Genomic DNA, 26,571 nt, shown 5'->3' with positions numbered 1-26,571 from the left:
TTCCTGTCGCGCTCCCGTTAAATAGGTTTGGGAATGAGAAGGTGTTCATCGTCCTTCTCGGTGCGATCCCTGCCTGCTTCGGGGCAGTGGTAGCTGCAGGTGATCTCGTCCTCGTTGAGGCTGTGGAGGTGGACATCAAAACCCCATAGGCGGTGCAGGTGCCGCAGAACCTCCTTGGTGTCCTTACCCAGTGGGCGCCTGCGGTGTTGTGTGTGGTGCAGGGTCAGTGAGCGATCGCCCCGGGTATCGACGGAATAGACCTGAATATTGGGCTCCCGATTACCCAGATTGTACTGCCCTGCCAGGTTTGCCCGTAGCTGGCTGTACCCATCCTCATCGTGAATGGCGTTGACCACGATTTCGCTCTCGCGGTCGTCGTCACTGATGCAAAACAGTTTCATATCCCGCATCACCTTGGGCGAGAGGAACTGCAGGATGAAACTCTCATCCTTGAAATCGCGCATGGCGAACTGCAGTGTCTCTTTCCAGTCGCTCCCTGCAATATCGGGAAACCAGTGTCGGTCTTCCTGAGTCGGGTTTTCACAGATTCGGCGCAAGTCGGAAAACATATTGAATCCGAGCGCATAGGGGTTGATGCCGCTGTAATACGGGGTGTCGTAGGATGGCTGGAAGATGACATTGGTGTGGCTCTGCAGGAACTCCAGCATAAATCCTTCTGTCACCCGGCCGCGACGGTGCAGTTCAGTGAGCAGTGTGTAGTGCCAAAAGGTCGCCCAGCCCTCATTCATGACCTGTGTTTGTCGCTGGGGGTAAAAATACTGGGCGAGCTTGCGCACAATACGCACAAGTTCACGTTGCCAGTTTTCCAGCAAGGGGGCGTTCTTCTCGACAAAGTAGAGCAGGTTTTCCTGCGGTTCCTCCGGGAAGCGACGTTGATTCTGCTCACCCTGCTCTTCGCCGAGCTTAGGAATAGTGCGCCAGAGATCGTTGAGTTGACGTTGCCGGTACTCTTCACGCTCCTTTTGCCGGCGCTCTTCCTCGACGGCGGAAATCGGATAGGGTCGCTTGTAACGGTCAACCCCATAGTTCATCAGCGCATGGCATGAATCCAGTATCGCCTCAACCTCGTCGACCCCGTGCCGCTCCTCACACTTGGCGATGTAATTCTTGGCAAAAAGCAGGTAGTCAATAATGCTGCTGGCATCGGTCCAGGTACGGAACAGGTAATTTCCCTTGAAAAATGAATTGTGTCCGTAACAGGCGTGGGCGATCACCAGGGCTTGCATCGTCATGGTGTTTTCTTCCATGAGGTAAGCGATGCAAGGGTTACTGTTGATGACAATTTCATAGGCAAGGCCCATCAGGCCGCGCTGGTAATTGTTCTCGACGTTGATGAATTGCTTGCCGAACGACCAATGATTGTAGCCAACGGGCATGCCGACTGAGGAGTAAGCGTCCATCATCTGCTCGGAGCAGATAATCTCAATCTGGTTCGGATAGGTGTCGAGGCCAAACTCTTCGGCGATCGCACCGATTTCCCGGTCATACTCCTGCACCAGTTCGAAAGTCCACTCCGAGGTCGTGGAGATCGGGTCGGCAGAATGAGCACCCGGGGCAGAAGTGAATTTATCAAACATCAGTTAGCGACCTTCTGGGTGAAGAGCTGTCGAAATACCGGATAAATATCCTGAACATCGACGATTTGCTCCATCGCAAAATAATCAGGGAAAACGGTCTTTACGCTTTCATATTCTTCCCATAGCGCCTGGTGATCACGTGGTGTGATTTCCACATAGGAGTAGTACTGGACGTGCGGCATGATGTCGTCGATAAGAATCTTGTGACAGGTGCTCGAATCATCATTCCAGTTGTCGCCATCAGACGCCTGGGCACCATAGATATTCCACTCGCTCGCCGGATAGCGTTCCTGCATCACCTTGCGCATGAGCTTCAGTGCACTGGAGACGATTGTCCCGCCGGTTTCCCGGGAATAGAAAAACTCTTCTTCATCCACTTCCTTGGCACTGGTGTGGTGACGGATGAAGACGACTTCGGTGTATTCATAGCTGCGCTTGAGGAAGAGATACAGCAGCAAGAAAAACCGCTTCGCCATGTCCTTGGTGGCCTGGTTCATGGATCCGGAGACATCCATCAGGCAAAACATGACCGCCTTGGACTGTGGCCGTGGCTGACGCACCAGCAAATTGTATTTGAGGTCAAAGTCATCGAGATAGGGGACGCGCTCGATACGGCTGCGCAGTTCGGCAATCTCTGCCTGTAGTCTCTCGAGCAGGCGCTGGTCGCGGAGTGCGGTTTCCTTGCGCTCTTCCTGCTCCAGCTCTTTCTCGAGGCGCTTTAAATTGCGACGCTTGCCGCTGGTGAGCGCGATACGCCTGGCATTCGCGGCACGGAGTGAGCGCACCACGTTGAGGCGACCGGGGGTGCCTTCATTGCTGATCCCCGCACGAACCATATTGAAGGCTTCATTACCGGCCAGCCGACGTTTCAGCATGTTCGGGAGTTGCAGCCCCTCGAACATAAAGTCGAGGAACTCTTCCTGTGAGATCTGGAAGACGAAATCCTCGACGCCCTCACCGCTGTCGCTCGCAGCACCCCCGCCGCCACCGGAACCGGACTGCTGTCCCTGGCGGGGAATGCGGTCCCCGGTGGTGAACTCCTTGTTGCCTGGCAGCACTGCATCGACATGACCGCCAGGACCATGGGTGAAAACGGGCTCGCTGATATCCCGGGTAGGGATACTGATTTGCTCGCCCTTTTCCATGTCGGTGATCGAGCGACTATTCATCGCCTCGCCCACCGCCTTCTTGATGTGGGCTTTATAACGACGCAGGAACCGCTGTCGATTGACCGTGCTCTTGTTCTTACCGTTCAGGCGTCGGTCGATGATATAACTCATGGCTCGACCTCACTGTCGTCACTGTGACTTCCGTACCCGCAAATACCATTCGGAGAGCAGGCGCACCTGTTTCTCGGTATAGCCCCGCTCTACCATGCGCTCGACAAAGTCGGCATGCTTCTTCTTGTCGTCTGCGGAAGCCTTGGTGTTGAACGAGATTACTGGCAGCAGGTCCTCGGTATTCGAGAACATTTTCTTCTCGATGACCGCGCGGAGTTTTTCATAGGAGCGCCAATCGGGGTTCTTGCCCTGGTTGTTGGCGCGGGCCCGCAGCACAAAGTTGACGATTTCATTGCGGAAATCTTTCGGATTGGAAATGCCAGCCGGCTTTTCAGTTTTTTCCAGTTCCTCATTCAGGGCGCTACGGTCGAGGATCTCACCGGTTTCCGGATCGCGATATTCCTGGTCCTGAATCCAGAAGTCCGCATAGGTTACGTAGCGATCAAAGAGGTTCTGACCATATTCAGCGTAGGACTCGAGATACGCTGTCTGGATTTCCTTGCCAATAAACTCCACGTAACGCGGTGCGAGGTACTCTTTGATAAATCCGAGATACTTTTCCTGTTGCTCGGGCGGGAACTGCTCCTGCTCGATTTGCTGCTCGAGGACATACAGCAGGTGCACCGGGTTGGCGGCTACTTCCGTTGCGTCGAAGTTGAATACTTTCGAGAGAATCTTGAAGGCGAAACGCGTGGATAGCCCGTTCATGCCCTCATCGACACCGGCGTTGTCACGATATTCCTGAATAGTTTTCGCCTTGGGGTCCGTGTCTTTCAGGTTCTCCCCGTCATAGATGCGCATCTTGGAATAGACGTTGGAATTCTCTGGTCCCTTGATCCGGGAGAGGACGGAGAATTGCGCCAGCATGCGCAGGGTGTCGGGCGCGCAGGGTGCCTTCGACAGGGAGCTGTTTTCCAGCAGCTTCTGGTAAATATTGATCTCTTCCTGAACGCGCACGCAGTAAGGCACTTTGACGATGTAGATCCGGTCGAGGAATGCCTCGTTATTCCGGTTGTTGCGGAATGACTGCCATTCTGACTCGTTGGAATGGGCGAGAATGGTCCCGTTGAAGGGGATTGCGCCGAGACCCTCTGTGCTGTTGTAGTTCCCTTCCTGGGTGGCGGTGAGCAGTGGATGGAGCACCTTGATGGGCGCCTTGAACATCTCCACAAACTCCATCAGCCCCTGGTTTGCGCGGCAGAGGCTACCCGAGAAGCTGTAGGCATCCGGGTCGTTCTGCGGAAAGTCCTCCAGTTGACGGATGTCGACTTTGCCGACCAGCGCGGAGATATCCTGGTTGTTCTCATCGCCGGGCTCTGTCTTGGCGATGGCAACCTGATCCAGTATGGACGGACGAATCTTCACGACGCGGAACTTGCTGATATCACCTTCATATTCGTGCAGGCGTTTTACCGCCCAGGGCGACATGATCGTATTGACATAGCGCCGCGCAATTCCATAGTCCTCCTCGAGAATCTGGCCGTCTTCGTCTGGAGAGAACAGGCTCAGGGGGGACTCAAAAACTGGTGAGCCTTTGATGGCGTAAATTGGTACTTGTTCCATCAAAGCCTTCAATCGCTCCGCCAGCGAGGACTTGCCGCCGCCCACCGGGCCGAGTAGGTACAAGATCTGCTTCTTCTCTTCGAGGCCCTGAGCTGCATGGCGGAAGAAAGAGACAATCTGCTCAATGGCCTCTTCCATGCCATAGAATTCGCTGAACGCTTTGTAGCGCTTGATCACTTTGTTGGAAAATATGCGCGATAGCCGGGGGTCGCGGGAGGTGTCTACCAGCTCGGCCTCACCGATGGCCATCAACATGCGTTCCGCTGGTGATGCGTAGACACTTGGATCTGCCTTGCAGAGCTCGAGGTAGTCCTGAATGCTCAGTTCCTCGTCCTGAATGGCCTCATAGCGTTCGAGATAATGATTGAATATCGTCATGTTGCACAACTCCCTGTCGCGTGCGGCTACGCCTGTGCTTCTCGCCTGTTCCGGGGGCGTCACGTCTGACAGGGGTGCTGCCAAGAGCGGAGATGCCGGCGGGTTGCAAGTAGATATCTACGCCAAATTGAGGCGGCTATATGCTGGAAGAAGCTAGAGCGCTCAAAGTCCTGGACACTATCTTTATTTCCACGGGCGACAAATGCCGGTCGCCGGTCGCTTATCGGATAAAATTGGTATCCGCATTTCCATCATAGCCAGCTCTTAATCGCCCCGACGTGAGGGGAGCAAATACAGGTTGAAATACACGGCAGTTTTGCGATCTACTAGGCCGAAATTGGGCGGGTGGCTCGCTGCGACAGGCGGTGAGATTGACGTCGTAAATTAGAAGCTAAAACTAGGAGTCGGGTGAAAGGATGGCAGTTCTTGTTACCGGTGGAGCGGGATATATTGGTAGTCATACCTGTGTCGAGTTGGTTCATGCTGGGTTCGAGCCGGTTGTAGTAGACAATCTCGATAACAGCAGTGAACAGGCGTTGCAGCGTGTCGAGTCAATTGTTGGCAAGTCAATCCCCTTTCATCGTGCAGACATCAATGATCTTGAAGGGATGCGAGAAATATTCTCGCAGTATTCGATTGAAGCGGTAATTCATTTTGCTGGCTTAAAGGCTGTAGGTGAGTCTGTTTCCCAGCCTTTGCGTTACTATCAGAATAACGTTGCGGGCACTTTGGCCCTGTGTCAGGTGATGCAGGAGTTCCATGTAAATAATTTGATATTCAGCTCTTCGGCCACGGTGTATGGCGATCCGCAAAGTGTCCCGATTTTGGAAAGTTTTCCGACTGGCGCAACTAACCCCTATGGTGCCAGCAAATTGATGGTTGAGAATGTTTTGCAGGATCTATGCGCTGCACCGGATGCGCCATGGCGAATAAATCTATTGCGCTACTTTAATCCCATTGGTGCGCATTCCAGTGGAACTATAGGAGAAGACCCTCAGGGAATCCCAAATAACTTGCTCCCTTATGTGGCCCAGGTTGCTGTCGGTCGGCTCCCGGCCCTGAGGGTGTTCGGTGACGACTATCCGACACCCGATGGAACCGGTGTGAGGGATTATATCCACGTGGTGGATTTGGCCCGTGGCCATATTGCGGCGTTGCGAAAATTGTTTAATAACGAAGTAAAGTCGGGGTGTTACACCTACAACCTTGGGACGGGAAATGGCAGCTCCGTATTGGAGATTGTCCGCGCGTTTGAGCGTGCCAGCGGTCGGGAAATTCCTTATGAAATCGTTGCAAGGCGCGCGGGGGATATTGCTGAATGTTATGCCGATCCATCACTGGCGCGTGAAGAGCTCAACTGGCAGGCAGAATATGGTCTCGACAAGATGGTCGAGGATACCTGGCGCTGGCAGTCAAACAATCCCAATGGCTTTGAAACTGAGGATAGAGACGTATAACTGAGGAGTGCGGGGTAGAGTGGCGCCTGCTCACGACACCCCGATTTGAATCATAACAAGGAGAAGACCTATGGACGGGGGGATCGAATTTTCTAAACTGGGCACCAGCCATTTTCCACTGGTGATCACCCATCAGGATCCACAGTTTGACATTTATCGCTGGGCCGCTGAGAACCAGGCAAGAATCCGTGCACTGTTGAGCGATCACGGTGCCATCCTGTTTAGAGGGTTCTCGGTGGACGGAATTGATGACTTTGAGCGGTTGGCGGCTGCGACGACGAACAGTGATTGGGTTCCCTATCTTGAGGCGACTTCACCACGCGACCATGTGAAAAGCCGAACGTCGACTTCTACCCGGTATCAAAGCGATCGGACGATCTTTTTCCATAATGAAAAGTCCTACGCCGGAGAGTGGCCCTTTAATCTTTTCTTCTACTGCGATGTGCCGGCAGCGTCGGGCGGGGAAACCCCCTTGGCCGATTGCCGTCAGTTATATCGGGACATACCAGCGGACATCCGTGAAAAATTTGAACGCAAGAAACTGATGTATGTACGTCGCTTCAGTAACAATATGGGGATTCCCTGGAAGGAAGCCTTCAATGTTGAAACGCGTGAGGAGCTCGAGGCGTATTGCCGACAAAACTATATTGAGGGATTGGAGTGGAATGAAGACGGTACGCCAACCTTAAGGTATGTCCGCAATACCTCACTGGTACACCCGTTGACCGGTGAAAAGGTCTGGTTTAACCACGGGACGTTTTTCAACGTGCACTCGCTCGAACCTGAGTTAAAAGAGTTTTTTCTCGAGACTGTGGGTCAGGAAGGGCTTCCGTACAATACCTACTACGGAGACGGCGAGGAAATCGAAGAAGAGGTCATTATGGTGTTGCGCTACCTCTACGAGAAAAATGCCTCCTCATTCCCATGGCAGAAACGAGACGTTATCTTGATTGATAATATGCTCCTCTCCCATGGCCGCCGGCCTTTCGAAGGAGAGAGGAACATACTGGTCACTATGACGGGGCGCATCGACTACGCGGATGTCACTTCCTTTTAACCCGCCACCTGAGGCTGGAGCAGACTCTGCTCCGGCCGCACCTGCTGCCCACCAAAGTACACGGTATAAAGGCGATATCCGAAATACAGCGACAAGGTGAAGTATCCGGTCAGCATGATCGCCAGCCCGCCGGGGATACCGAGGTGCCCGATTAGCTCGGCCGTCGGCCTGACGAGTTCGTGCCCAATAAACAGGGGGAATGCGAGGATGCCTACGATCGAGATGACGCGGATAGACACTGTTGCAACCGGATGCATAGCCTGATCACTGCCGCGCAGTACATGGTAGAGCATTGTGGTGCCGATCAGGATCAGTCCCAGATAAAGGGGCCACGTCCAGGCGTACATGCCTTTCGGCCATACCGTCCACAAATGGGTCTCATTGGTCTCGATCGAGATAATGACGGCCAGAACAACCAACAAAATGCCGGTCAGGGTAAAGCCGCTCAGTGAAGCGTTACGCTCAATCGTTTCCTTCAGCCAGCCTCCTGCTGCTGCCCCCAACAGCACGCCAGCGGTCATTTCAAAATAATTATATTTTGCCGTCATCAGGAGTACCGCCATTTGTCCGAGCGCGTTGTCGGAGGGCGGTATCTGCAGTGCAGCGATGGTCAGGTGTACAAGATAGAGCAGTGCGGCGGCGCACAGGCAGGCAAAGCTGAACGACCGGAAAATGCTCAGCAGCCTGAGCCACAGTGGAATGGTCAGTACTGCAAAGAAGTAGTAGAAAATGACCGAGTAGTAGGAGTTGACCACATTGATCCCGGTGACTTGTCCATGGGTAACCAAAGTGTCGGCAACGTAGACAGCAGCGAGCAAGCTCATTCCAACGAAGAGCAGTAGCAAATTACGTACCGACAGTCGATCAACGGAGGAGCGGTTTTTCTGGAATCGCGGCAGCAGGAAAAAGCCCATGCCTGCCCCGAAGATCATCGCAAAACCCGGGGTGCCGGAGCTGTAGAGTGGGGCCAGGTAGCGGTTCCACTCGCCTGCTGCCGCTGGCAAGCGCGCGATCACGCCCGGCATCCAGTGCGCTGCGATATTCAGTAGTACCAGCAGGCCGCGCATGGTATTGAGAGCGAGACTGGCCGATGCCATCGGCGTTCTCTGGTCACCCGGTGGCAATTGAGCAGCCGCGGAACCTTTGGCCTTTCCGGCAGGTGTGGTCGAAGTGGTTTGCGGGTTTTCACCCAGTGCGATGATCTGTCGAATGGTGAAGCCTTCAAAAATTTTTCGACAGGTCTCCTTTGGCAGCCCCGTCGATTGCATTCTCATGGTCACGCGGATGGCCGAAAGGGAATCCCCTCCCAGATCAAAAAAACTGTCATCGATGCTGACATCATCGATGCCGAGAATCTCGCTCCAGATGGCGACGAGCGACTCTGCGGTTGCGTTCCCTAAGGTACCCTGCGTCTGCTGCGGACGTTGTATTGTTTTGCTGTCCGGGTGTACACGCTCGACAATCTGCGCGATGGAAAGACCCTCAAAAATTTGTCGGCAAATTGTCTTTGGAACGCCGGCCTTTTCCATGCGCATGGCAACGCGAATCGCTGACAGGGAATCGCCGCCGAGATCGAAGAAGCTGTCGTCTGGCTTGATGCCCTCAATCTTGAGAATGTCCTGCCAGATAGAGACGAGGGCATCGGTCAACTCATGTGCGTCATCGGAATTACTGGATACTTCCCCCGCCGAGTGAGAATCTTGCTGCGTTGCGCTGAAGCTCGCAATGATCTGCGCAATGCTGTGACCTTCAAAAATGCGTCTGCAGGCGGCCTTGGGAACGCCCGCTTTTTCCATTCTCATGACCACACGAATTGCCGATAACGAGTCCCCACCGAGATCAAAGAAGCTATCTTCTGGTGACACCGGCTTTACTTGCAGGATGTCCTCCCAGATGGCGATCAAGCGGTCGGCATGAATCTCCGGAGTCTCGCTGTTTGAGGCCGGTGACGCCGCGTCCTGTGGTATGTTCTTTTCGGTCGTCGGTTGATGGCTGGTCAGTGTGACCAGCTTGCTGCGCTGGATCTTGCCCGTATGGGTGATGGGCAGCGTATCGAGGCGATAAATGGGTGTCTTTCCATTTGGGCGCAGGCCCTGCAGCATCAACTGTACCCGCATCGCTTTTTGCAGATCGGAGTCGGATGTTACGCAGTCTTTTGGTACTGCAACCGCGGGTTGTTCGCCGAGGTCGTTGTGCGGGTGTCGAAAGACCGCAATGGATCCCACCGCCAGGGCATCTGAGATCGCCCGTTCCAGTTTATCGGGTGAGAGCTTTATACCCCCGCAATTGATGATGTCATCCAGGCGGCCATCAAAGTGGAGTAGCCCGTCTTGAATGTGACCTTTGTCCGACGTCCGCAGCCATCCGTTCTCACCGGGTAAGCCGACGAGCTTGCCTTCCCTGAGAAAACCGCTGGCAAGGTGTGGTCCACGGATTTCAATGGCGCCGGTGGCACCAATACGGACTTCGACACCGCCTTGCGCACGTCCTACAGACTCCAGCTGCTCAGGCGTCGCTTGATCGATTCGGAGGAACGTGGACCGGGAGGCTTCAGAAAGGCCATAGTGCTGCAGTATGCGGGCGTTGGGAAAGATCGAGCGCAGCTGACGTTTTTCGTCGGCGCTCATAAACTGACTGCCGATTTCAATCCAGCGGACCTGCTTGCCCACATCGGCCATCGAATCCGGCGCTTCCAGGATTAATCGCCACAGGGATGGAACGGCAGAGATCGCATTGATATCGCCGTTCGATAACATTTCCTGAATTTCGATTGGGTTGAAGCCATGCTGCGGCAAATAGAAATTGCCGCCTGCGGATGAAACCGCGCGACAGCGGCCAAAGCCGAATGAGTAATTGACCGGAACACCAATATACTCGCGGATGCTCGCGTCGATTTCCATGTGCTCGATGAGGCGCTGCGTCGTATCGGCCAGCGCTGCATGGGAAATGGCGACGGCTTTGGCTTCACCCTCTGTCCCGGAGGTGAACAGCACCTGGGCGATGGTGTTCGATGGACTGGGCTGATATGCCGGCCCCTGATACCAGCCATACTCATCCCCGACGTCCAGCTGGGACTCCAGTTGCAGGCCAAAGCGTTGGTCCGGGGCTCGTCCATTATTCAGGCTGACGAAAGACCCGCCACGATTTAAGGTCGAAAATGCGCTGGAAACGTAAGCGAGGGAATTAACTGACGTGATGCCAGTTGCCTTTTCAATCATTGGACTGCCCTGTCGTGATCGTCAATAGCGCTTGGGAGTTGCGCGGTGCGAATAGATAAAAACCGGGCTCAGTACGATAGGCGGAGTGGGATGAGAAGGGTGGTGCGGTACAACGGCAACCGAGGTAGATCAATTCTTCTTCCGTGATGCACCAGTGAGATCACTGGTAGCGTGGCAAATCGAACGACTTTGCCATTTCCCCCTGGCGAATTGGCGCCAATTTCTTTTTTTTGGGGTGGCGGCTAGCTGCTTCCTTCAATTCACCGCACACACTGGGGGATAGTTTCCCTGAAAAAGTGTTCTACGCCAAGTCTCAGTCAGTGAAAACTTGGAATTCGCTAGCCTGCCGCATCGACACAGAAAAATTGCTCGTCCGAGAGGCGCATCGCAGTCAGGTAGCCACCCCACACGCAACCCGTATCCAGGGCGTAGACATTTTCGGTATCGGCACGCCCTTCGAGCGCGGCCCAGTGCCCGAAGATGATCTTGTCTTTGCGTGTCTTGCGTTCAGGAAAGCTGAACCACGGGCGGTAGTCGTGGTGCGCGGCAGCGGGGCCGCGTTTCGTTACCAGATCCAGGGTGCCGTCCGCTTTGCAAAAGCGCATTCGGGTAAAGTAGTTGGTGATGGAGCGCAGTCGCTCGATACCCAGCAGGTGGTCATCCCAGCAATGGGGTTCATTGCCATACATGCCATAGAAGTAGGCTTTGGCCATCGCGTCATCAGAGAGTGCCTTGTGCACTTCCCGGCCGAGCTCCATCGCCTTGGTGATACTCCAAATGGGCGGGATGCCCGCATGCACCATGGTGAAGCCCTTCTTATGTACCACTAGCGGGAGACTCTGCAGCCAGGAGAGCAATTTGTCCGCATCTGGCGCTCGGAGTATTTTGGCGAGGTCGTGCTCGCGATCGCTCAGCTTCTTTGCCCCGTGCGCGAGTGCCAGTAAGTGCAGGTCGTGGTTGCCGAGCACCGCCGTGACCTGACTGCGATGTTCATACAGAAAGCGAAGGGTGCCGAGGCTGTCCGGTCCGCGGTGCACCATATCGCCAGCCAGCCAGAGCTTGTCACGGTCGTGGCGGAAGTGCACTTTTTTCAGCAGGCGCTGTAGTGGTTCGAGGCAGCCCTGAATATCGCCGATGGCATAGGTGGCCAATGTTGTTTCCCGTCGTTAGCTCGCTTGCTTCGCGCAGTAGTTTGCCAGTTCGACGAACTCTTTCACACTCAGGGTTTCCGGGCGACGTCCGGCATCGATGGGCAGTCCTTCGGTTTCGAGATCGGGGAAAAGAGGCTTGAGCGCGTTGCGCAAGGTCTTGCGCCGCTGTTGGAAAGCGACATTCACGATCCGCTCGAGAAGCTGCTCATCGGCGGCCGGATGCGGCGGCTGAGCATGGGGCACCAGGCGTACAATGGCCGAATCGACTTTGGGTGCCGGACGGAATGACTGAGGCGGGACCGGGAACAGGCCCTGCACGCGGCAGTGATACTGAACCATCACACTCAGGCGTCCATAGGATTTGTTTCCCGGTGTGGCGCCCAGCCGGTCAACGACTTCTTTTTGCAGCATGAAATGCATGTCCTGCACCAGACCGCGAAAGCTGAGTAAGTGAAACAGCAATGGCGTGGAAATGTTATAGGGCAAATTACCTACGATCCGCAGAGGATGCGCCTGGTCTGCCAGGCTGCTGAAATCAAACTTGAGCGCGTCCTGCTCAATGATTCGAAACTCGGGATATTCGCGGAACTTGAATTCCAGCATGGGAATCAGGTCGCGGTCGAGTTCGACGGCTACCAGGGAGGGGCAGCGCTGCAGCAGCAGTGCGGTGATCGCGCCCTGACCGGGACCGATCTCGACAAGACGGTCGGTTTCCTTGGGGCCAATGGCGCGCACAATACGCTCGATAATGTTCTCATCTACTAGGAAGTTCTGGCCGAATCGTTTACGCGCCTTGTGCTGGAAAAAGTTATCCATAAATCTCTGATCATTCAGTCATGTGCCCCGGAGACCGGTCGGTTCTCCAGGTGCCCGGGGAGTTAGTGATTGTGCCGTAAGCGGGCGAGCTGCACCGCCTGGGCGACCGCTGCACGCAGACTGCCGCCGTCGGCTTCATAGCGCGCGGCAATATTCAGGGCAGTGCCGTGGTCCACGGATGTGCGAATAAAGGGTAGGCCAAGCGTAATATTCACGGCATGGCCGAAACCGTGGAATTTTAACACCGGCAGCCCCTGGTCGTGATACATCGCCAGTACGGCGTCGCATCGCGCGAGTTGCGGGGGGGTGAACAGGGTGTCGGCGGGGAGTGGCCCCAGTAGTTGAATACCTTCCCCGCGCAGTCGCTCCAGGGACGGTATGATGACGTCGATTTCCTCTCTGCCGAGATGCCCGCCCTCACCGGCATGGGGATTCAGCCCGCAGACGCCAATGCGCGGTTCGGGCAAGTGAAACTGATCTCTCAGGCTGGCGGCGAGGATGCGCGTAACCTGCTCGAGGCGCTCGGGGGTGATTTGCTCACTCACATCCTTCAGTGGCAAGTGGGTTGTTACCAGCGCCACGCGGAGCTCACCAGCAGCCAGCATCATCACCACCCGCTCAGCGCCACCAATCTCGGCGAACAATTCCGTGTGTCCACTGAATGGAATGCCCGCTTCATTGATGATGCCCTTGTGCACGGGGCCAGTGACGACAGCATCGAATGCCTTACTGAGGCAGCCGTTGGCCGCCGTACGCAGGGTTTCGAGGACATAGCTGGCATTGCGCACGTCGAGGACGCCGGGGCTGGACGGGGCCGCGGCGCTCACCGGATCGATAAACAGGCTGTTTGGCGGCGTATCCCCGGCAGCGGCCTTGCCGTCGAAAGGGAGCAGTTTCAGCGGCAGTCCCATTGCGTGCGCGGTGCGCTCGAGCAATTCAGGATCGGCAATGGCAACGAGTTGTGCCGGGGTATGCTGGCCATGGCGGCCGGCGGGACTTTCCAGGCAGGCGAGCCGCACGGCCAGTTCAGGACCGATGCCGGACGGCTCTCCGGGAGTCAGGGCGATGCGCGGGATCATTGTGGAGAGGGCGTCCCTTCGCTCTCTCCTTCGCTTTCCTCATCTTCAAATTTCAGTTTGATATCCACATACGCCTGGTCGCGAATCTCGCGGCGCCAGTTCTGCAGCTCTTCTTCATAGCGGCGGTTGCGCAGGAGGTTCGACGCCTGATTGCGGATATATTGATCGGTCATGTCCTGGTTGCGTCGTCCATCAACCCGGAGGATGTGCCAGCCAAATTGAGAGCGGAAGGGCATGCTGATTTCGCCCACCGGCGTATTGTTCATCGCCTGGGTAAACTCCGGGACAAACTGTCCAGGCATGGACCAGCCGAGGTCACCACCCGACAGCATGGTGCCGATGTCTTCGGAGTTTTCGCGGGCGAGCTCGCCAAAATCTGCCCCGTCTTCTACCTGCTTGCGCAGTTCGATGAGCAAGTTGTAGGCGGCGTCGTCATCCCGGATCTCAGAGGTCTTCACCAGGATATGGCGCACTTTGGTCTGTTCGACAACCTGTTCCGTGGAGCCGCGCTGGGCGTGAATCTTGAGCAAGTGGAAACCTGCGTCACTGCGGAACGGGTCGGTGACGTCCCCGACCTTCAGGTTTTCCAGTGCATCGGCAAACAGGGTCGGCAGTTCGACGGTCTTGCGCCAGCCCAAGTCGCCACCGGTCAGTGCATTTTGTCCCGCTGAGTTTGCGATCGCGAGCTGTCGAAAGTTGGCCCCGTCCCTTACTTGCTGAGCGAGTCCGCGCGCTTTCTCCCGGGCACTGGTGACATCTTCTGCAGGGGCGCTCGAGCTGACAGGGATCAAGATATGACCCAACTCATACTGTGGGGATTTCCAGAATTCGCCCTCTTTGGAGCGCAGGAAATTATCGATATCCTGATCGGTAATCTGAATGCGGCGATTGACGCTGCCCTGTTCGACGCGACGAATCAATAGCTCCTGGCGAATCTGCTGACGGAAGGCTTTCTCCGTGAGCCCGTCTGCTGTCAGGCGTTCGCGGAATTGTTCTGGGCTCACCCCGCTGTTCTGCTGTACCCGTGCGATGGCCTGGTCCAGTTCCGCGTCAGAAACAGTAACCCCGGCGCGGGCGGCCATTTGTAGCTGCAGACGCTCGATAATGAGCTGCTCCAGCACCTGGCGTCGCAGCACGTCCAGGGGAGGAGCCTGCACCTGTTGCTCGCGAATCTGGTTGGTAATGGTATTCAAGCGTTGCTGGAGTTCGCTGGCCATTACGACGTCATCGTCGACCACAGCGACAACCCGGTCAAGAGCCTGAACCTGGGCCTGGGCTGCACCGGAGAGCAGGGCGCAATTGACCAGCAGGGTGGCAAGTAATTTGCCGAAGGCTTGGGTGTAGGGGGTATTACTCATTATTTTCTTCACTGTTTCAGCAATTCTCTCTGATCAAAGTTGGGGACGCCCTGGCTCAGCATGCGGGTGACCGTGCTGCCAAGTCCGGCGAGCCCCTTGAGCTGGAAGTCGAGGTAGATACCCTCGTCAAACTCCAGTTCCTCAGGGGTGACCACGTCCGCAAGGCGGTTGTCCAGTGTGCGCCGCCAGGCAATTCGGGCCCGGTAGCAACAGCTGTCATATTCGACGCCAGCGAGGTACTCCAGTTCCCGCTTAAAGGTTATATCGTAGTTTGCCCTTGCCATCAGGGAGAAGGAACTGTTGATTGGGTAGACCAACGAGGCGTCGGCTTGCTTGATGCTGCCCTGGATTAGGTTGTCATTGATGTCGAAGATCTCGTCGCGACGCAGGTATCGATAGCTGAGGTTGAACAGGCGCAGGTCTTCATCCAGGTAGCGCAGGGTGAAGTTACCGCGGTTCAGCTCTCCTTCATCGTCGTCATAGATCAGTTCACTGCTGAGGCGCAGGGACTGGATCGGGCGACTCTCGATTCGAGCGGCAAACTCGGAGCGGGGCGCTTCTTCGACGATGCCCGTCAGGGATTCCCGGTCGTTCCCATAAAATATCTGGCCGCCGCTGGCGGCAAACAGGTCGCGACCACTCACCGGATCCACAATCCGGGTGGTCAGGCCGAGCGCGACACGGTCCGCGTCGTCAATACGGTCGTTCCCGGTAAAGCGGGTATCCCGGAACAGCTGATCATAACTGAACGTGAAGAGCGAGGTGTCGAATAGCAGATTGTTGCCGCCATCACGGGGGCTTTCACTGACATTGAAAAAGTCGCTTTGATCCGCATTGGAACTGGCCAGTGCAAACAGACGGGGTTCCAGTGTTTGTGTGAACTGCCTGCCCCAGGCCGATGCATCGCGTTCAAAAAATAGCCCGCCGTCAAAGGTGAACTGGGCTGCACTGGCTTCGGGAGAATCCGAGGCCTCGGGGCGCAGGAATGTGTCGTCCAGCTGATAGCTCAGGTAGCGTGCTGCGATACCGGGCTTGGCATAGCCCCATAACCACTGCTTGTCCCAATTGAGTTCGTAGTCGATACGCGCGCGCGACCCGTTCACAAAGTTACGGGTCTGCTCTGTGATGCTGGTGACATCGCCAACATCGGCAATAAAGCGAATTGTCTGGGTTTCGTCGTGGTCCCAGCCGGTCAATTCATGCTGCAGGTCCAGTTGCCAGTCGTCCCAGCGATAGGAGCCGTCGATATCCATGCGGGGCAGCTGGCTATAGGTGTCAAAGCGGTCTTTCACCAGTTGCTGGTATTCCTGGCCGCGCAGGGTCGCCTTCCAGTTTTCATTGAACAGGCTTGCGGAAACTCGCTGGCTCAGCGCGGTTTCTGCCGATACCGCGAGGTTGGCGGTGTCCAGATCGCGGAAGTAGTCGGCATCGCTCACCCTGGTATAGCTGATATTGGTATTCCAGAATTCGCCGTTACCCCCCTGCTGTGCGAGGTCCAGCAGCCAGCGATCCTCTCCTTTGCCGGGCAATACCAGATCCTCGGGAAAGCCCTCGTCGATCAGTCGGCGGGCGTCTTCGTCGTCGCCGCCCTTGTCGTTGCCAAGGCCCGCCAGCCGCACTTCGGTACTGAACAGGGTGCTCAAATGACGGATTTCAGCTTCCGCTCCGGTACCGCGGTACTGGATATAGCGCGGCACGATCGTGGCGTCGAGCTGCGGGGCAATATTCCAGTAGTAGGGAATGGCAATGTCCCAGCCATTTTCCTCGCTATTACTGATACTCGGGAACAGCAGCCCAGACAGGCGTTCGCTGCCTACCGGGAAGCGCAGGTAAGGGAAATAGAACACCGGCACCTCGAGAATTTCGAGGCGTACATTACGGGCAACCCCCTGGCGTTCAACGTTATCGATGCGGATTTCGCCGCCACTCATTCTCCATACCACGTGGCCCGGTTCGCAGCGGGTGTAGTTTCCATCGAGGAGGGTCAGTTCCCCGCTACTCTCTCGGGAAGCGTAATCTGCGCTACCGTGAACATACTGGTCGTGAATGACGTAAGTCGCATCTTCGATCTCGGCGGCCTGGCTGTCGGTTTGGACTTCAGCCGCTTTGCCCCGCACGAGCAGGTTGGGCTCGCGTATCTCAATGGCGCCGCGCAGGAAGGCCGAGCTCTCGGCCCGGTTGACCTCGACCTGATCCGCGAACAGTTGTCGGTAGCCCTGGGTAATCTGCACATTGCCGCTCAGGCGTGCCGTACCGTCGTTGAGCCACTCGGAAGCGTCGGCAGTTGCGCGCAGAGGCGCACTTTCTGGTGTCAGCAGTGCGTCGGCATAGTACGCCGGGGGCGCGATAAAGGCGCCGGTACAGACGGGAGGCAATGCCGCTTGCTGTTCGGGCGATAGCGCCTCGCGCGGCAGCCAGTCGAGAAAAAGGTACGGATTGGTGTTCTCGAGGGCGGTATTTTCATCGCCCATTTCAGTGGCCGAGAGCGGACCCGCGGCAATGAGGCCTGCCGTGCCAATTGCAAGGGCACATGGGCGGGATATACGGGCGATGGTCCAGGCCAGGCGGTGCAACCGGGAAGCTTCCAGCATCAGGTGATTCGTTCCGACTATCTTTAGAGTCTCTCGAGTGTCTCTCGTCGGTCAGGGACTGTCGCCGAGGGGCTCTCTATCAGAAGGCGCACCCATTCCGGGGCGCACGAGACGCGCAGGTGCTCAGGGCATGCGCGTAAAAATCAGCGGTCGATTCTACTGCAATGTATCGCTGGATGACACACAAAGCGCGAGACGAAGCCCTGTGATCAGAAAATGTGGCCCGTGTGCTGGACGGAGCACAAGGCCCCGTTACAATGCGGCGCTTGGATATTGGAGTAGTAACGGCGAATGAGTCAGCCTTCGACAGTCGAATCTGGTGGCACCGACGTGCGGCGTGAAGCCCTGCGCCGTTGGGTAGCGCGCGCCCTGGAGGCCGATGACGATCTGTCGCTGGTGCCCCTGTCCGGTGACGCGGGTTTTCGCCGATATTTCCGCACGTTGACGACACCCAGCATGATTGCGGTCGATTCTCCGGTAGAGCGTACAAATCCCGCACGTTTTGTCGCGCTGGCAGACTGCCTGCGGCGCCATGGCATTCATACGCCGATGATCAGTGCGGCAGATACCGGCCACGGATTCCTGCTGTTGGAAGATCTGGGTGATCGTATTTTGCTCAATGAGCTGCAGGCGGAGAGTGTCGAGGGCCTTTACGGCGAGATGCTGACCGAATTGCTGTGTTTGCAGCAGATTCCCTACCAGGAGTCATTGTTTCCGCCCTACAGCCGCGAGTTGATGCTGACCGAGATGCGTATTCTGCCCGAGTGGCTGGCGGAGAAACTGCTCGGGTACAGTTTGAGCGAAGCAGAAGAGCGCATGCTCGGTGATACCTTCTCCCTACTGCTCGACAGTGCCGCGGCGCAGCCTCAGGTGCTCGTGCATCGCGACTATCACAGCCGAAATTTGATGGTGCTGGAAGGTGAGCGCCCGGGTGTGGTGGATTTTCAGGATGCAGTATGGGGGCCGGTGACCTATGACCTCGCCTCACTGTTGCGCGACTGTTACGTGCGCTGGCCGCGCGAACAGGTGGAGCGCTGGGCGCTCTGCTATGCCGATGCCGCGCGGGATGCGGGCATCCTCCCCGATGTACCTGCCGAAACCTTCCTGCGCTGGTTCGACTGGATGGGATTGCAGCGACATATCAAGGTCCTCGGCATTTTCCCGAGGCTGTTTCTGCGTGACGGCAAGTCGGGTTACCTGCCGGACTTGCCGCTGGTTATTCGCTATGCTCTCGAAGTCGCCGACGCATATTCCGAGCTACGGCCTTTCTCCGACTGGTTCCGCCGCACGCTGTTACCGCTGGCTGAACAACAGGACTGGTATCGCGACTACCGTACTGCCGGCGCGTAGTGCAGCAGTTTGAGACACGACAGAACGCTTGATGACTGAAATTCACTCTTCCAACATTCCCACCGCGATGGTACTTGCCGCAGGTTTCGGGCGGCGTATGCGTCCGCTCACTGATGACCTGCCCAAGCCAATGCTGTCACTCATGGGCAAGCCGTTAATCGAGCATGCGCTGGAGCGACTGGTGCGCATCGGTGTGCGTCGCGTGGTGATCAATACCAGCTACCTCGGTGAGAAAATTCGCGCGCATCTCGGGGATGGTGAGCGCTGGGGCATCGAGATTATCTACTCGGACGAAAGTGAGCCGTTGGAAACGGCGGGCGGCATTATCAAGGCCATGCCGCACCTGGGCAGTGCGCCCTTTCTGGTCGTCAACGGTGATGTCTGGTGCGACTTTGACTTGTCGCAGTGGTTACATCGGCCGCTACCGGACGACTGTCCGGGAAGGCTGCTCATGGTGCCGAACCCGCCGCACAACCCCGAGGGGGACTTCGGGATCGCCAATGGGCTGTTGTCAGGTACTGCCACACCGCGTTTCACGTTCTCCGGGATCAGCTGGTTGCGCCCGGAGATTCTGCTGGGCTACCCCAAGCGCCGGGATCGATTCGGACTGGGAGAGGTGTTCGCCTACAACGAGGATCGCATGCAGGCGGAGCTCTATCGCGGCGACTGGTGCGACGTAGGTACCCCAGAGCGGCTGGAGCGCCTCGAAGCTCGCCTGTCGGCACAAGAATAACGCCTCGAGGGACGGCGCCAGATCGTACCCGATACAATACCGAACCATTGATACACACCAATTCCGGGGAATCTCAGATGACCAAGCAAGCGGACTTCAAAATTGCACCTTCCATTCTCTCTGCCAACTTTGCCCGGCTGGGGGAGGAAGTGGATGCCGTGTTGGCCGCCGGGGCAGACTGGGTGCATTTCGATGTGATGGACAATCACTATGTGCCAAATCTGACGATCGGGCCGATGGTGTGCAAAGCCCTGCGCCAGCACGGCGTCACCGCCCCGATTGACGTACACCTGATGGTGGAGCCGGTGGATGACATGATCCGCATGTTTGCGGATGCAGGTGCGACCTACATTACTTTCCACCCGGAGGCCTCCCGGCATGTCGATCGCTCACTGCAGCTGATTCGCAGCCTGGGCTGCAAAGCGGGCCTGGTGTTGAATCCGGCCACTGGCCTCGAGTCGGCGCGTTATGTCATGGACAAGCTGGACATGCTGTTGCTGATGTCGGTGAACCCCGGATTCGGGGGGCAGAAATTTATCCCGGCCACCCTGGACAAGCTGCGCGAGGCGCGTCAGCTGATTGATGCCTCCGGCCAGGATATCCGCCTGGAGATTGACGGTGGAGTCACGCGGGACAATATCGCCGAAATTGCCGCTGCGGGTGCCGACACCTTTGTCGCCGGTTCGGCGATCTTCAATGCCGACGACTACGCCGAGGTCATCCGCGCGATGCGCGCATCCCTGGCCGGTTAATTGGCTGACGCGTCGGTCGCGGGTCTTGCCCGCCCGCGGCCGGGTTTGTAAACTTGCGTGCTCGCAATACGAGGCAAAGCCGTGATCCGTATCCCCCCGCACATCAACAGCTGGCGATGGCGCCACTGACCCGCTAGACCCGCACACGACAGCGCCGGGTCGCCCTGCCTGGCTGGCGGAACCTGCAGTACCCGCCGCCCGACGATACCGAAACCCATCAGTTCGTACAGAGTCGGAGTCATTATGACCCCCAGTGAATACACCCAGCTTGCGTCCGCCGGATACAACCGTATACCGCTGGTCCGCCGTGTGCTGGCAGATATCGAAACCCCCCTGTCCACCTATCTGAAGCTGGCCGCGGGCAAGTACAGCTACCTGTTCGAATCCGTGCAGGGGGGAGAGAAGTGGGGGCGCTATTCAATCATTGGCTTGCCTGCGCGCACGCTATTGCAGGTCCGCGATCATCAGGTGACGGTGGAGCGGGATGGCGAGGTGCTGGAGTCGCACGAGGTTGCCGACCCGCTGGCTTTTGTCGAATCCTTCAAAGAGCGTTACCGGGTGCCGGAACTGCCCAATTTGCCGCGTTTCAATGGCGGCCTGGTGGGATATTTTGGTTACGACTGTGTGCGCTATATCGAGCCGCGCCTCGCCAAGTCTGCGCCCGAGGATACGCTGGGCAATCCCGATATCCTGCTGATGGTCAGCGATGAGCTGGTGGTGTTCGACAATCTGGCCGGGACCGTCAGCTTCATTGTCCATGCCAACCCGGAAGTAGAGGGCGACTATGAGCGCGCGGTGCACCGCCTGGATGAGCTGGTCGCGCAGCTCGCACAGCCGCTACCGGAAGATATTCCGCCGCTGGACCTCGATGGCCAGGGGCTCGATGAGGCCGCTTTCCGGTCCCATTTCGGCGAAGAGGCCTTCAAGGCCGGTGTCGGCAAGGTAAAGGAGTACATTCTTGCCGGCGATGTGATGCAGGTGGTGCCGTCTCAGAGACTGTCGGCGCCTTTCGCCGCTCCGCCGCTCAATCTTTACCGCGCCCTGCGCAGCCTCAATCCTTCCCCGTACATGTATTTCCTCGATCTGGGAGATCATCAGGTGGTGGGTTCCAGTCCGGAAATTTTGGTACATCTCGAAGACGGCGATATGACAGTGCGTCCGCTCGCGGGTACCCGCAAGCGGGGTGCTACGGATGAGGAAGATGCAGCGCTGGAACAGGAGCTGCTGGTGGATCCCAAGGAGATCGCCGAGCACCTGATGCTGATTGACCTGGGTCGCAATGACGTGGGGCGGGTCTCCCAGACCGGGAGTGTTCGGGTGACGGAACGCTTTGTGGTCGAACGTTATTCCCACGTGATGCATATCACTTCCAACGTGACGGGTCGGCTCAGGCCTGAGCTGACGGCCATTGATGCGCTGCGTGCGGCGCTGCCGGCAGGCACCCTTTCCGGTGCTCCAAAAATCCGTGCGATGGAAATTATCGACGAGCTGGAGCCGGAAAAGCGCGGTATCTATGGCGGTGCCGTGGGCTATCTGGCCTGGAACGGCAACATGGATACTGCGATTGCAATCCGTACCGCCGTGATCAAGCAGGGGCACCTGTATATTCAGGCCGGTGCCGGATTGGTGGCAGATTCGGTGCCGCAATCCGAGTGGGATGAAACCATGAACAAGGCGCGCGCGTTGTTTCGCGCCGCCGCAATTGCCACCGGAAGTCACGCCGGGGCGAGCGATGATGCAGAGGTATTGGATCATGAACGAAGTTAGCGCGCCCGCTCGCGGCGGGTTTGCCGAGCTGTGCCAGCGCCTGGCGGCGGCCCCCCAATTCAACCAGATCATTATTGCCCTGATCATGCTGAACGGTGTGGTGGTGGGCCTGGAAACATCAAGGTGGGTGAGTAGTCACTACGGTACACTGCTGGCGGGGATCAACCAATTTATCCTTGGCGCCTTCATTGTCGAGGCACTGGTAAAAATCGCGGCCCAGGGCGCGCGTCCTTGGCGTTACTTCGCCAGCGGCTGGAATTGCTTCGACTTCAGTATCATTGTGCTCAGCCTGATTCCCGCGGCGGGCCCACTGGCCACCCTGGCTCGCCTGGTGCGCGTGCTGCGGGTGTTGCGGTTGGTGTCGGCCTTCCCGGAACTGCGTCTGCTGGTGGACACCTTGCTGCGCAGCCTGCCCAGCATGTTCCACATCGCCCTGTTGATGGGAATTATCTTCTATATCTACGGAGTGGCCGGTTATTTTCTGTTTTCGGAAATTGACCCAACCCACTGGCGTACGCTGCCCATTGCCCTGTTGAGCCTGTTTCGGATTGTCACTTTCGAAGATTGGACCGACATCATGTACACGGCGATGGATGCCATGCCGTATGCATGGATCTACTTCGTCAGTTTCGTGGTGATGGGCGCCTTTGTGATGATTAACCTGTTTATCGGTGTGGTGCTGAACAATCTCGAGGAGGCCAAGTTGCGTCGCCTCGACGAGTTGCGCCTGCCGCCAAGCCATAACGAAGTGCTGCGCGAGCTGCGCGCCACCCAGGATGCCCTGGCGCGGCTGCACAAACGCCTTGAAGAGCAGGAAACCGTGTCAGTGACCTCGCAGCGTCCCTGAAGAACGAGCAGCGCTTGCCGGGGTGCGCGCCCCCGGTGAGCAGGATGGATAGTGCTATGATGCGCGCACCAACGAGACCTTTGGTGGCTTGCATGCTTTTGATGATCGACAACTATGACTCCTTCACCTGGAATGTCGTGCAGTATCTGCAGGAGCTTGGTGAAGAGGTCGTGGTTAAGCGTAATGATGAGATCGCAGTAGAAGATATCGACGCACTGGAGCCGGAGCGTATTGTCATCTCCCCCGGCCCCTGCACGCCCAATGAGGCGGGCATCTCTGTTGAGACGATCCGCACCTATGCCGGCAAGGTGCCGATTCTGGGTATTTGCCTGGGGCACCAGAGTATTGGCCAGGTCTTCGGTGGCAAGGTCGTGCGGGCGGGGCAGGTGATGCATGGCAAGACCTCGCCAATCGTGCACAACAACCTGGGGGTGTTTCATAACCTTTCCAATCCACTGGAGGCAACCCGCTACCACTCGTTGGTGGTCGAAAAGGGCAGTCTGCCGGATTGTCTTGAAGTGACGGCCTGGACGGAAACGGAAGACGGCGAGATCGATGAAATCATGGGGTTGCGTCATCGCGAGCTGGCCGTTGAGGGGGTGCAATTCCATCCGGAATCCATCCTTACCCAGCACGGACACGATATGCTGAGGAATTTCTTGGACAGCTGAGCATTGCTTGGCGCTATGACCTGAAGCCTGTACTCGACATCGACAATGACAATGACATCGGTTGCGGGCAACCAACGGGGGGAATAAGACATGGATATCAAGCAGGCGATTGCCCAGCTGGTAGAGGGAGTACACCTCAGCCAGGCGGAAATGCGTGCAGTCATGGGACAGATCATGCACGGCGAGGCCGACGATGCTCAGATAGGTGCATTGCTGGTGGCCCTGCGGATGCGTGGTGAGAATGTAGATGAAATCACCGGTGCCGTAGAAGTGATGCGTGAGCTGGCAACCCCGATCGACGTCGACCGGGAGCACCTGGTGGATATCGTTGGTACCGGGGGTGACGGCGCGAATCTGTTCAATGTGTCCAGCGCTTCCGCTTTTGTTGCTGCGGCCGCTGGAGCCCGCGTGGCCAAGCATGGCAATCGCTCCGTGTCTTCCAGTAGTGGCGCGGCGGACCTGCTCGAGCGCGCTGGCATTTATTTACCGCTGGCGCCGGAACAGGTCGCTCGCTGCGTGGACAATATCGGTGTTGGCTTTATCTTTGCCCCGAGTTATCACAGCGCCATGCGCCATGCCATCGGCCCGCGCCGGGCGCTGGGTATGCGCACCATCTTCAACCTGCTCGGTCCGCTGACCAATCCGGCCGGTGTGGAGCGCCAGGTCATCGGCGTGTTTGACCGCAGCTACTGTCGGATGCTGGCAGAGGTACTGCAGCGACTGGGCGCCGAGCATATTCTTGTTGTGCACAGTGACGATGGTCTCGATGAGGTGAGCCTTGCCTCGGATACCTACGCCGTAGAGCTGAGAGGCGGCGAACTCACAGAGAAAATCCTGCGGCCCGAGGACTTTGGAATTTCTCGCCAGAGTCTCGATGGCCTGTGTGTCAGTGGCTCGGAAGAGTCTCTCGCATTGATTCAGGATGCGCTTGGCAAGCGTGTCACGCCCGCCGCACAGAAAGCCGCTGACATTATTGCCCTGAATGCGGGGATGGCCATTTATGTGAGCGGTGTAGCGGATACTGCGGAGCAAGGGGTGGCAATGGCACAGGACGCCATTGAAAGTGGCCTGGCCGGAGAAAAAATGAAAGATTTGGCGGCGTTCACCAGTGCGTTTCGCCCGGAGGACGTCGAGCAATGAGTAGTAGCAGTACCCCAACCATCCTCAAGAAGATTGTTGAGCGAAAGTGGGAAGAAGTTGCCGAGCGCAAGGCGCAGGTGAGTGAATCGGACATCCGCACACGGGCAGAATCCACTCCTGCCTGCCGAGGGTTTGTGCGTGCCATCGAGCAGAAAATTGCCGGTGGCGAGACTGCCGTGATCGCAGAGATCAAAAAGGCATCTCCGAGCAAGGGGGTCATCCGTCCGGATTTTATTCCTGCGGAGATCGCCACCAGTTATGAAAAAGGCGGGGCTGCCTGCCTGTCGGTGCTGACCGATGTAGATTTTTTTCAGGGTGCCGATGAATACCTGCAACAGGCCCGCAATGCCGTGCGTTTGCCGGTTTTACGGAAAGACTTCACTGTCGACCCCTATCAGATCTACGAAGCCCGCGCGATCGGCGCGGACTGTATCCTGCTGATCGCAGCGTGTCTCGATGACGCACAGCTGGCTGACCTGAATGCGCTGGCCCAGGAGATCGGTCTGGATGTGCTGATTGAGGTGCACAATCGCGCTGAACTGGAGCGGGTCCTGCCGCTCCCCAACCGTCTGGTGGGTATCAACAACCGTAACCTGCATACCTTTGACGTACAGCTCGAGACGACTTTCCAGTTGCTGGATATGATCCCGGATGATCGTATCGTGGTCACCGAAAGCGGTATCCACACGACGGACGACGTGGCCGCAATGCGCGGGCATGATGTGAATGCCTTCCTGGTAGGAGAGGCCTTTATGCGTGAAACGGATCCGGGCCGCAGGTTGCTGGAGATGTTCAACTGAGGGCGAACTTTGCCCTGCAGCGTGCACCTGGGTCGAAGCCAAAATAAAAAGCCGGGCATTTGCCCGGCTTTTTTGTGGTTGGCTCGTGCCTGTTGGGTCAGCGCGTACCGAACACCACCATGGTCTTACCCTTGACTGAGACCAGCCCCTGCTCTTCCAGGGTCTTTAGTACCCGCCCTACCATTTCACGGGAGCAGCCCACGATACGGCCAATTTCCTGGCGGGTAATCTTGATCTGCATGCCTTCCGGATGGGTCATGGCATCGGGCTCATTGCACAGGTCGAGCAGGGTGCGTGCAACACGACCGGTCACGTCCAGGAACGCCAGGTCGCCCACTTTACGGGTGGTGTTGCGCAGGCGCGCTGCCATCTGGGTCGACAGGGCAAACAGGAACTCCGGGTGCTGACGGGTCAGCTCCTGGAATTTGGTGTAGGAGATCTCCGCAACTTCACATTCGGTTTTGGTGCGGACCCAGGCGCTGCGGGTGTCCTGGTCGAACAGCCCCATTTCACCAAAGAAATCGCCGTCATTCAGGTAGGCGACGATCATCTCGCGGCCCTCATCATCCTCGATCAGGACAGTTACGGAACCCCGCATGATGAAGTAGAGGGATTCGCAGCGATCACCAGCGTAAATGATGGTGCTTTTGGCGGGGTAGCGCCGCCGGTGGCAATGGGCCAGAAAGTCTTCGATATTGCTGATAGACATGGGATCCTCGGTAGCAACCGTCACGGGTTAACTCCTCATTGGTTGAATGTGCCCTGAAAACCACCCAGCCGGAGCGCTGAATTCCACCGGATTATGGCGTTTATTACGCGCTGCCGACAGGGGCAGGGCACAGGAAAGCCGCGCAGTGTGACCTGCGCCACTTTCTCCCTGTGAAGTCCCCTTATATCGCGTAGGGATTTGGCTGGCAACCGGCGCAGCCCCGGCAGTTTTGGTGTTGGCCGACTGTGGTAAGCTT

Annotated in this window: 20 protein-coding genes; 10 read left to right on the top strand and 10 right to left on the bottom strand. The window is 57.2% G+C overall.

What is annotated here, in order from left to right:
* Positions 1-17: 17 nt before the first annotated feature.
* From ACXAD0_RS00290 to ACXAD0_RS00280, 3 genes are read right to left on the bottom strand one after another with little or no spacing between them, the layout of a single operon-like run.
* The gene (locus ACXAD0_RS00290; protein WP_475086341.1) at positions 18-1,598 is read right to left on the bottom strand and encodes a SpoVR family protein; all 1,581 of its coding nucleotides are present in this window, start codon (positions 1,596-1,598) and stop codon (positions 18-20) included.
* Positions 1,598-2,878 carry a YeaH/YhbH family protein gene (locus tag ACXAD0_RS00285; protein WP_475086340.1) on the bottom strand — a complete coding sequence of 427 codons (1,281 nt, stop codon included), beginning with the start codon at positions 2,876-2,878 and terminating at the stop codon, positions 1,598-1,600. The genes ACXAD0_RS00290 and ACXAD0_RS00285 overlap by 1 nt, the downstream gene beginning before the upstream one ends.
* Positions 2,879-2,896: 18 nt before the next feature.
* Complete coding sequence (locus ACXAD0_RS00280) at positions 2,897-4,819, bottom strand: PrkA family serine protein kinase (RefSeq protein WP_475086339.1); 1,923 nt, start codon at positions 4,817-4,819, stop codon at positions 2,897-2,899.
* Positions 4,820-5,235: 416 nt separating this feature from the next.
* Here ACXAD0_RS00280 and galE point away from each other — a divergent pair, with 416 nt between their 5' ends.
* Both galE and ACXAD0_RS00270 read left to right on the top strand, forming a co-directional pair.
* The gene (gene galE, locus ACXAD0_RS00275; RefSeq protein WP_475086338.1) at positions 5,236-6,276 is read left to right on the top strand and encodes a UDP-glucose 4-epimerase GalE; all 1,041 of its coding nucleotides are present in this window, start codon (positions 5,236-5,238) and stop codon (positions 6,274-6,276) included.
* Positions 6,277-6,346: 70 nt separating this feature from the next.
* A complete protein-coding gene (locus tag ACXAD0_RS00270) occupies positions 6,347-7,333 on the top strand; it encodes a TauD/TfdA family dioxygenase (RefSeq protein ID WP_475086337.1) in 987 nt (328 codons plus the stop codon).
* On the opposite strand, the gene ACXAD0_RS00265 is transcribed toward ACXAD0_RS00270, so the two are convergent.
* The 6 genes from ACXAD0_RS00265 to ACXAD0_RS00240 form a co-directional block, all read right to left on the bottom strand.
* Positions 7,330-10,551 (bottom strand): phosphopantetheine-binding protein, encoded by a 3,222-nt coding sequence (locus ACXAD0_RS00265; RefSeq protein WP_475086336.1) that lies wholly within the window; start codon positions 10,549-10,551, stop codon positions 7,330-7,332. The two genes, ACXAD0_RS00270 and ACXAD0_RS00265, sit on opposite strands and share 4 nt — an antisense overlap.
* A 338-nt stretch (positions 10,552-10,889) precedes the next feature.
* Positions 10,890-11,702 (bottom strand): symmetrical bis(5'-nucleosyl)-tetraphosphatase, encoded by an 813-nt coding sequence (locus ACXAD0_RS00260; protein WP_475086335.1) that lies wholly within the window; start codon positions 11,700-11,702, stop codon positions 10,890-10,892.
* Between the two features lie 15 nt (positions 11,703-11,717).
* The gene (rsmA, locus tag ACXAD0_RS00255) at positions 11,718-12,518 is read right to left on the bottom strand and encodes a 16S rRNA (adenine(1518)-N(6)/adenine(1519)-N(6))-dimethyltransferase RsmA (protein ID WP_475086334.1); all 801 of its coding nucleotides are present in this window, start codon (positions 12,516-12,518) and stop codon (positions 11,718-11,720) included.
* A 62-nt stretch (positions 12,519-12,580) separates the two neighbouring features.
* Positions 12,581-13,597 (bottom strand): 4-hydroxythreonine-4-phosphate dehydrogenase PdxA, encoded by a 1,017-nt coding sequence (gene pdxA / locus ACXAD0_RS00250; protein WP_475086333.1) that lies wholly within the window; start codon positions 13,595-13,597, stop codon positions 12,581-12,583.
* On the bottom strand, positions 13,594-14,955 hold the full coding sequence (locus tag ACXAD0_RS00245; protein WP_475086332.1) for a peptidylprolyl isomerase: 1,362 nt from the start codon (positions 14,953-14,955) through the stop codon (positions 13,594-13,596). The genes pdxA and ACXAD0_RS00245 overlap by 4 nt, the downstream gene beginning before the upstream one ends.
* Positions 14,956-14,963: 8 nt before the next feature.
* Positions 14,964-17,546 carry an LPS-assembly protein LptD gene (locus ACXAD0_RS00240; protein WP_475086331.1) on the bottom strand — a complete coding sequence of 861 codons (2,583 nt, stop codon included), beginning with the start codon at positions 17,544-17,546 and terminating at the stop codon, positions 14,964-14,966.
* Positions 17,547-17,837: 291 nt separating this feature from the next.
* Here ACXAD0_RS00240 and ACXAD0_RS00235 point away from each other — a divergent pair, with 291 nt between their 5' ends.
* The 8 genes from ACXAD0_RS00235 (at position 17,838) to trpC (ending at position 25,606) form a co-directional block, all read left to right on the top strand.
* The gene (locus ACXAD0_RS00235) at positions 17,838-18,896 is read left to right on the top strand and encodes an aminoglycoside phosphotransferase family protein (protein ID WP_475086330.1); all 1,059 of its coding nucleotides are present in this window, start codon (positions 17,838-17,840) and stop codon (positions 18,894-18,896) included.
* A 31-nt stretch (positions 18,897-18,927) separates the two neighbouring features.
* Complete coding sequence (gene murU, locus ACXAD0_RS00230) at positions 18,928-19,629, top strand: N-acetylmuramate alpha-1-phosphate uridylyltransferase MurU (protein ID WP_475086329.1); 702 nt, start codon at positions 18,928-18,930, stop codon at positions 19,627-19,629.
* A 77-nt stretch (positions 19,630-19,706) separates the two neighbouring features.
* Positions 19,707-20,381: a ribulose-phosphate 3-epimerase gene (gene rpe / locus ACXAD0_RS00225; protein WP_475086328.1), complete on the top strand. Its 675-nt coding sequence runs from the start codon at positions 19,707-19,709 to the stop codon at positions 20,379-20,381.
* Positions 20,382-20,624: 243 nt separating this feature from the next.
* Positions 20,625-22,148: an anthranilate synthase component I gene (gene trpE / locus ACXAD0_RS00220; RefSeq protein WP_475086327.1), complete on the top strand. Its 1,524-nt coding sequence runs from the start codon at positions 20,625-20,627 to the stop codon at positions 22,146-22,148.
* Positions 22,135-22,995, top strand: coding sequence for an ion transporter (locus ACXAD0_RS00215; RefSeq protein ID WP_475086326.1), 861 nt, complete (start codon positions 22,135-22,137; stop codon positions 22,993-22,995). The genes trpE and ACXAD0_RS00215 overlap by 14 nt, the downstream gene beginning before the upstream one ends.
* A gap of 92 nt (positions 22,996-23,087) precedes the next feature.
* On the top strand, positions 23,088-23,666 hold the full coding sequence (locus tag ACXAD0_RS00210) for an aminodeoxychorismate/anthranilate synthase component II (protein ID WP_475086325.1): 579 nt from the start codon (positions 23,088-23,090) through the stop codon (positions 23,664-23,666).
* A 90-nt stretch (positions 23,667-23,756) separates the two neighbouring features.
* Positions 23,757-24,806, top strand: a complete 1,050-nt coding sequence (trpD, locus tag ACXAD0_RS00205; protein WP_475086324.1) for an anthranilate phosphoribosyltransferase — start codon at positions 23,757-23,759, stop codon at positions 24,804-24,806.
* Entirely contained in the window at positions 24,803-25,606 is an 804-nt protein-coding gene (trpC, locus tag ACXAD0_RS00200; RefSeq protein WP_475086323.1) for an indole-3-glycerol phosphate synthase TrpC, read from the top strand. The genes trpD and trpC overlap by 4 nt, the downstream gene beginning before the upstream one ends.
* Positions 25,607-25,703: 97 nt before the next feature.
* Here trpC and crp read toward each other — a convergent pair whose 3' ends face one another.
* Positions 25,704-26,339, bottom strand: coding sequence for a cAMP-activated global transcriptional regulator CRP (gene crp / locus ACXAD0_RS00195; RefSeq protein WP_475086322.1), 636 nt, complete (start codon positions 26,337-26,339; stop codon positions 25,704-25,706).
* Positions 26,340-26,571: the final 232 nt, after the last annotated feature.

The organism is Microbulbifer sp. ABF4_148 (assembly GCF_056158985.1).
The sequence above is the reverse complement of the archived record's forward strand: the minus strand, read 5'-3'. Positions and strand labels throughout refer to the sequence as shown.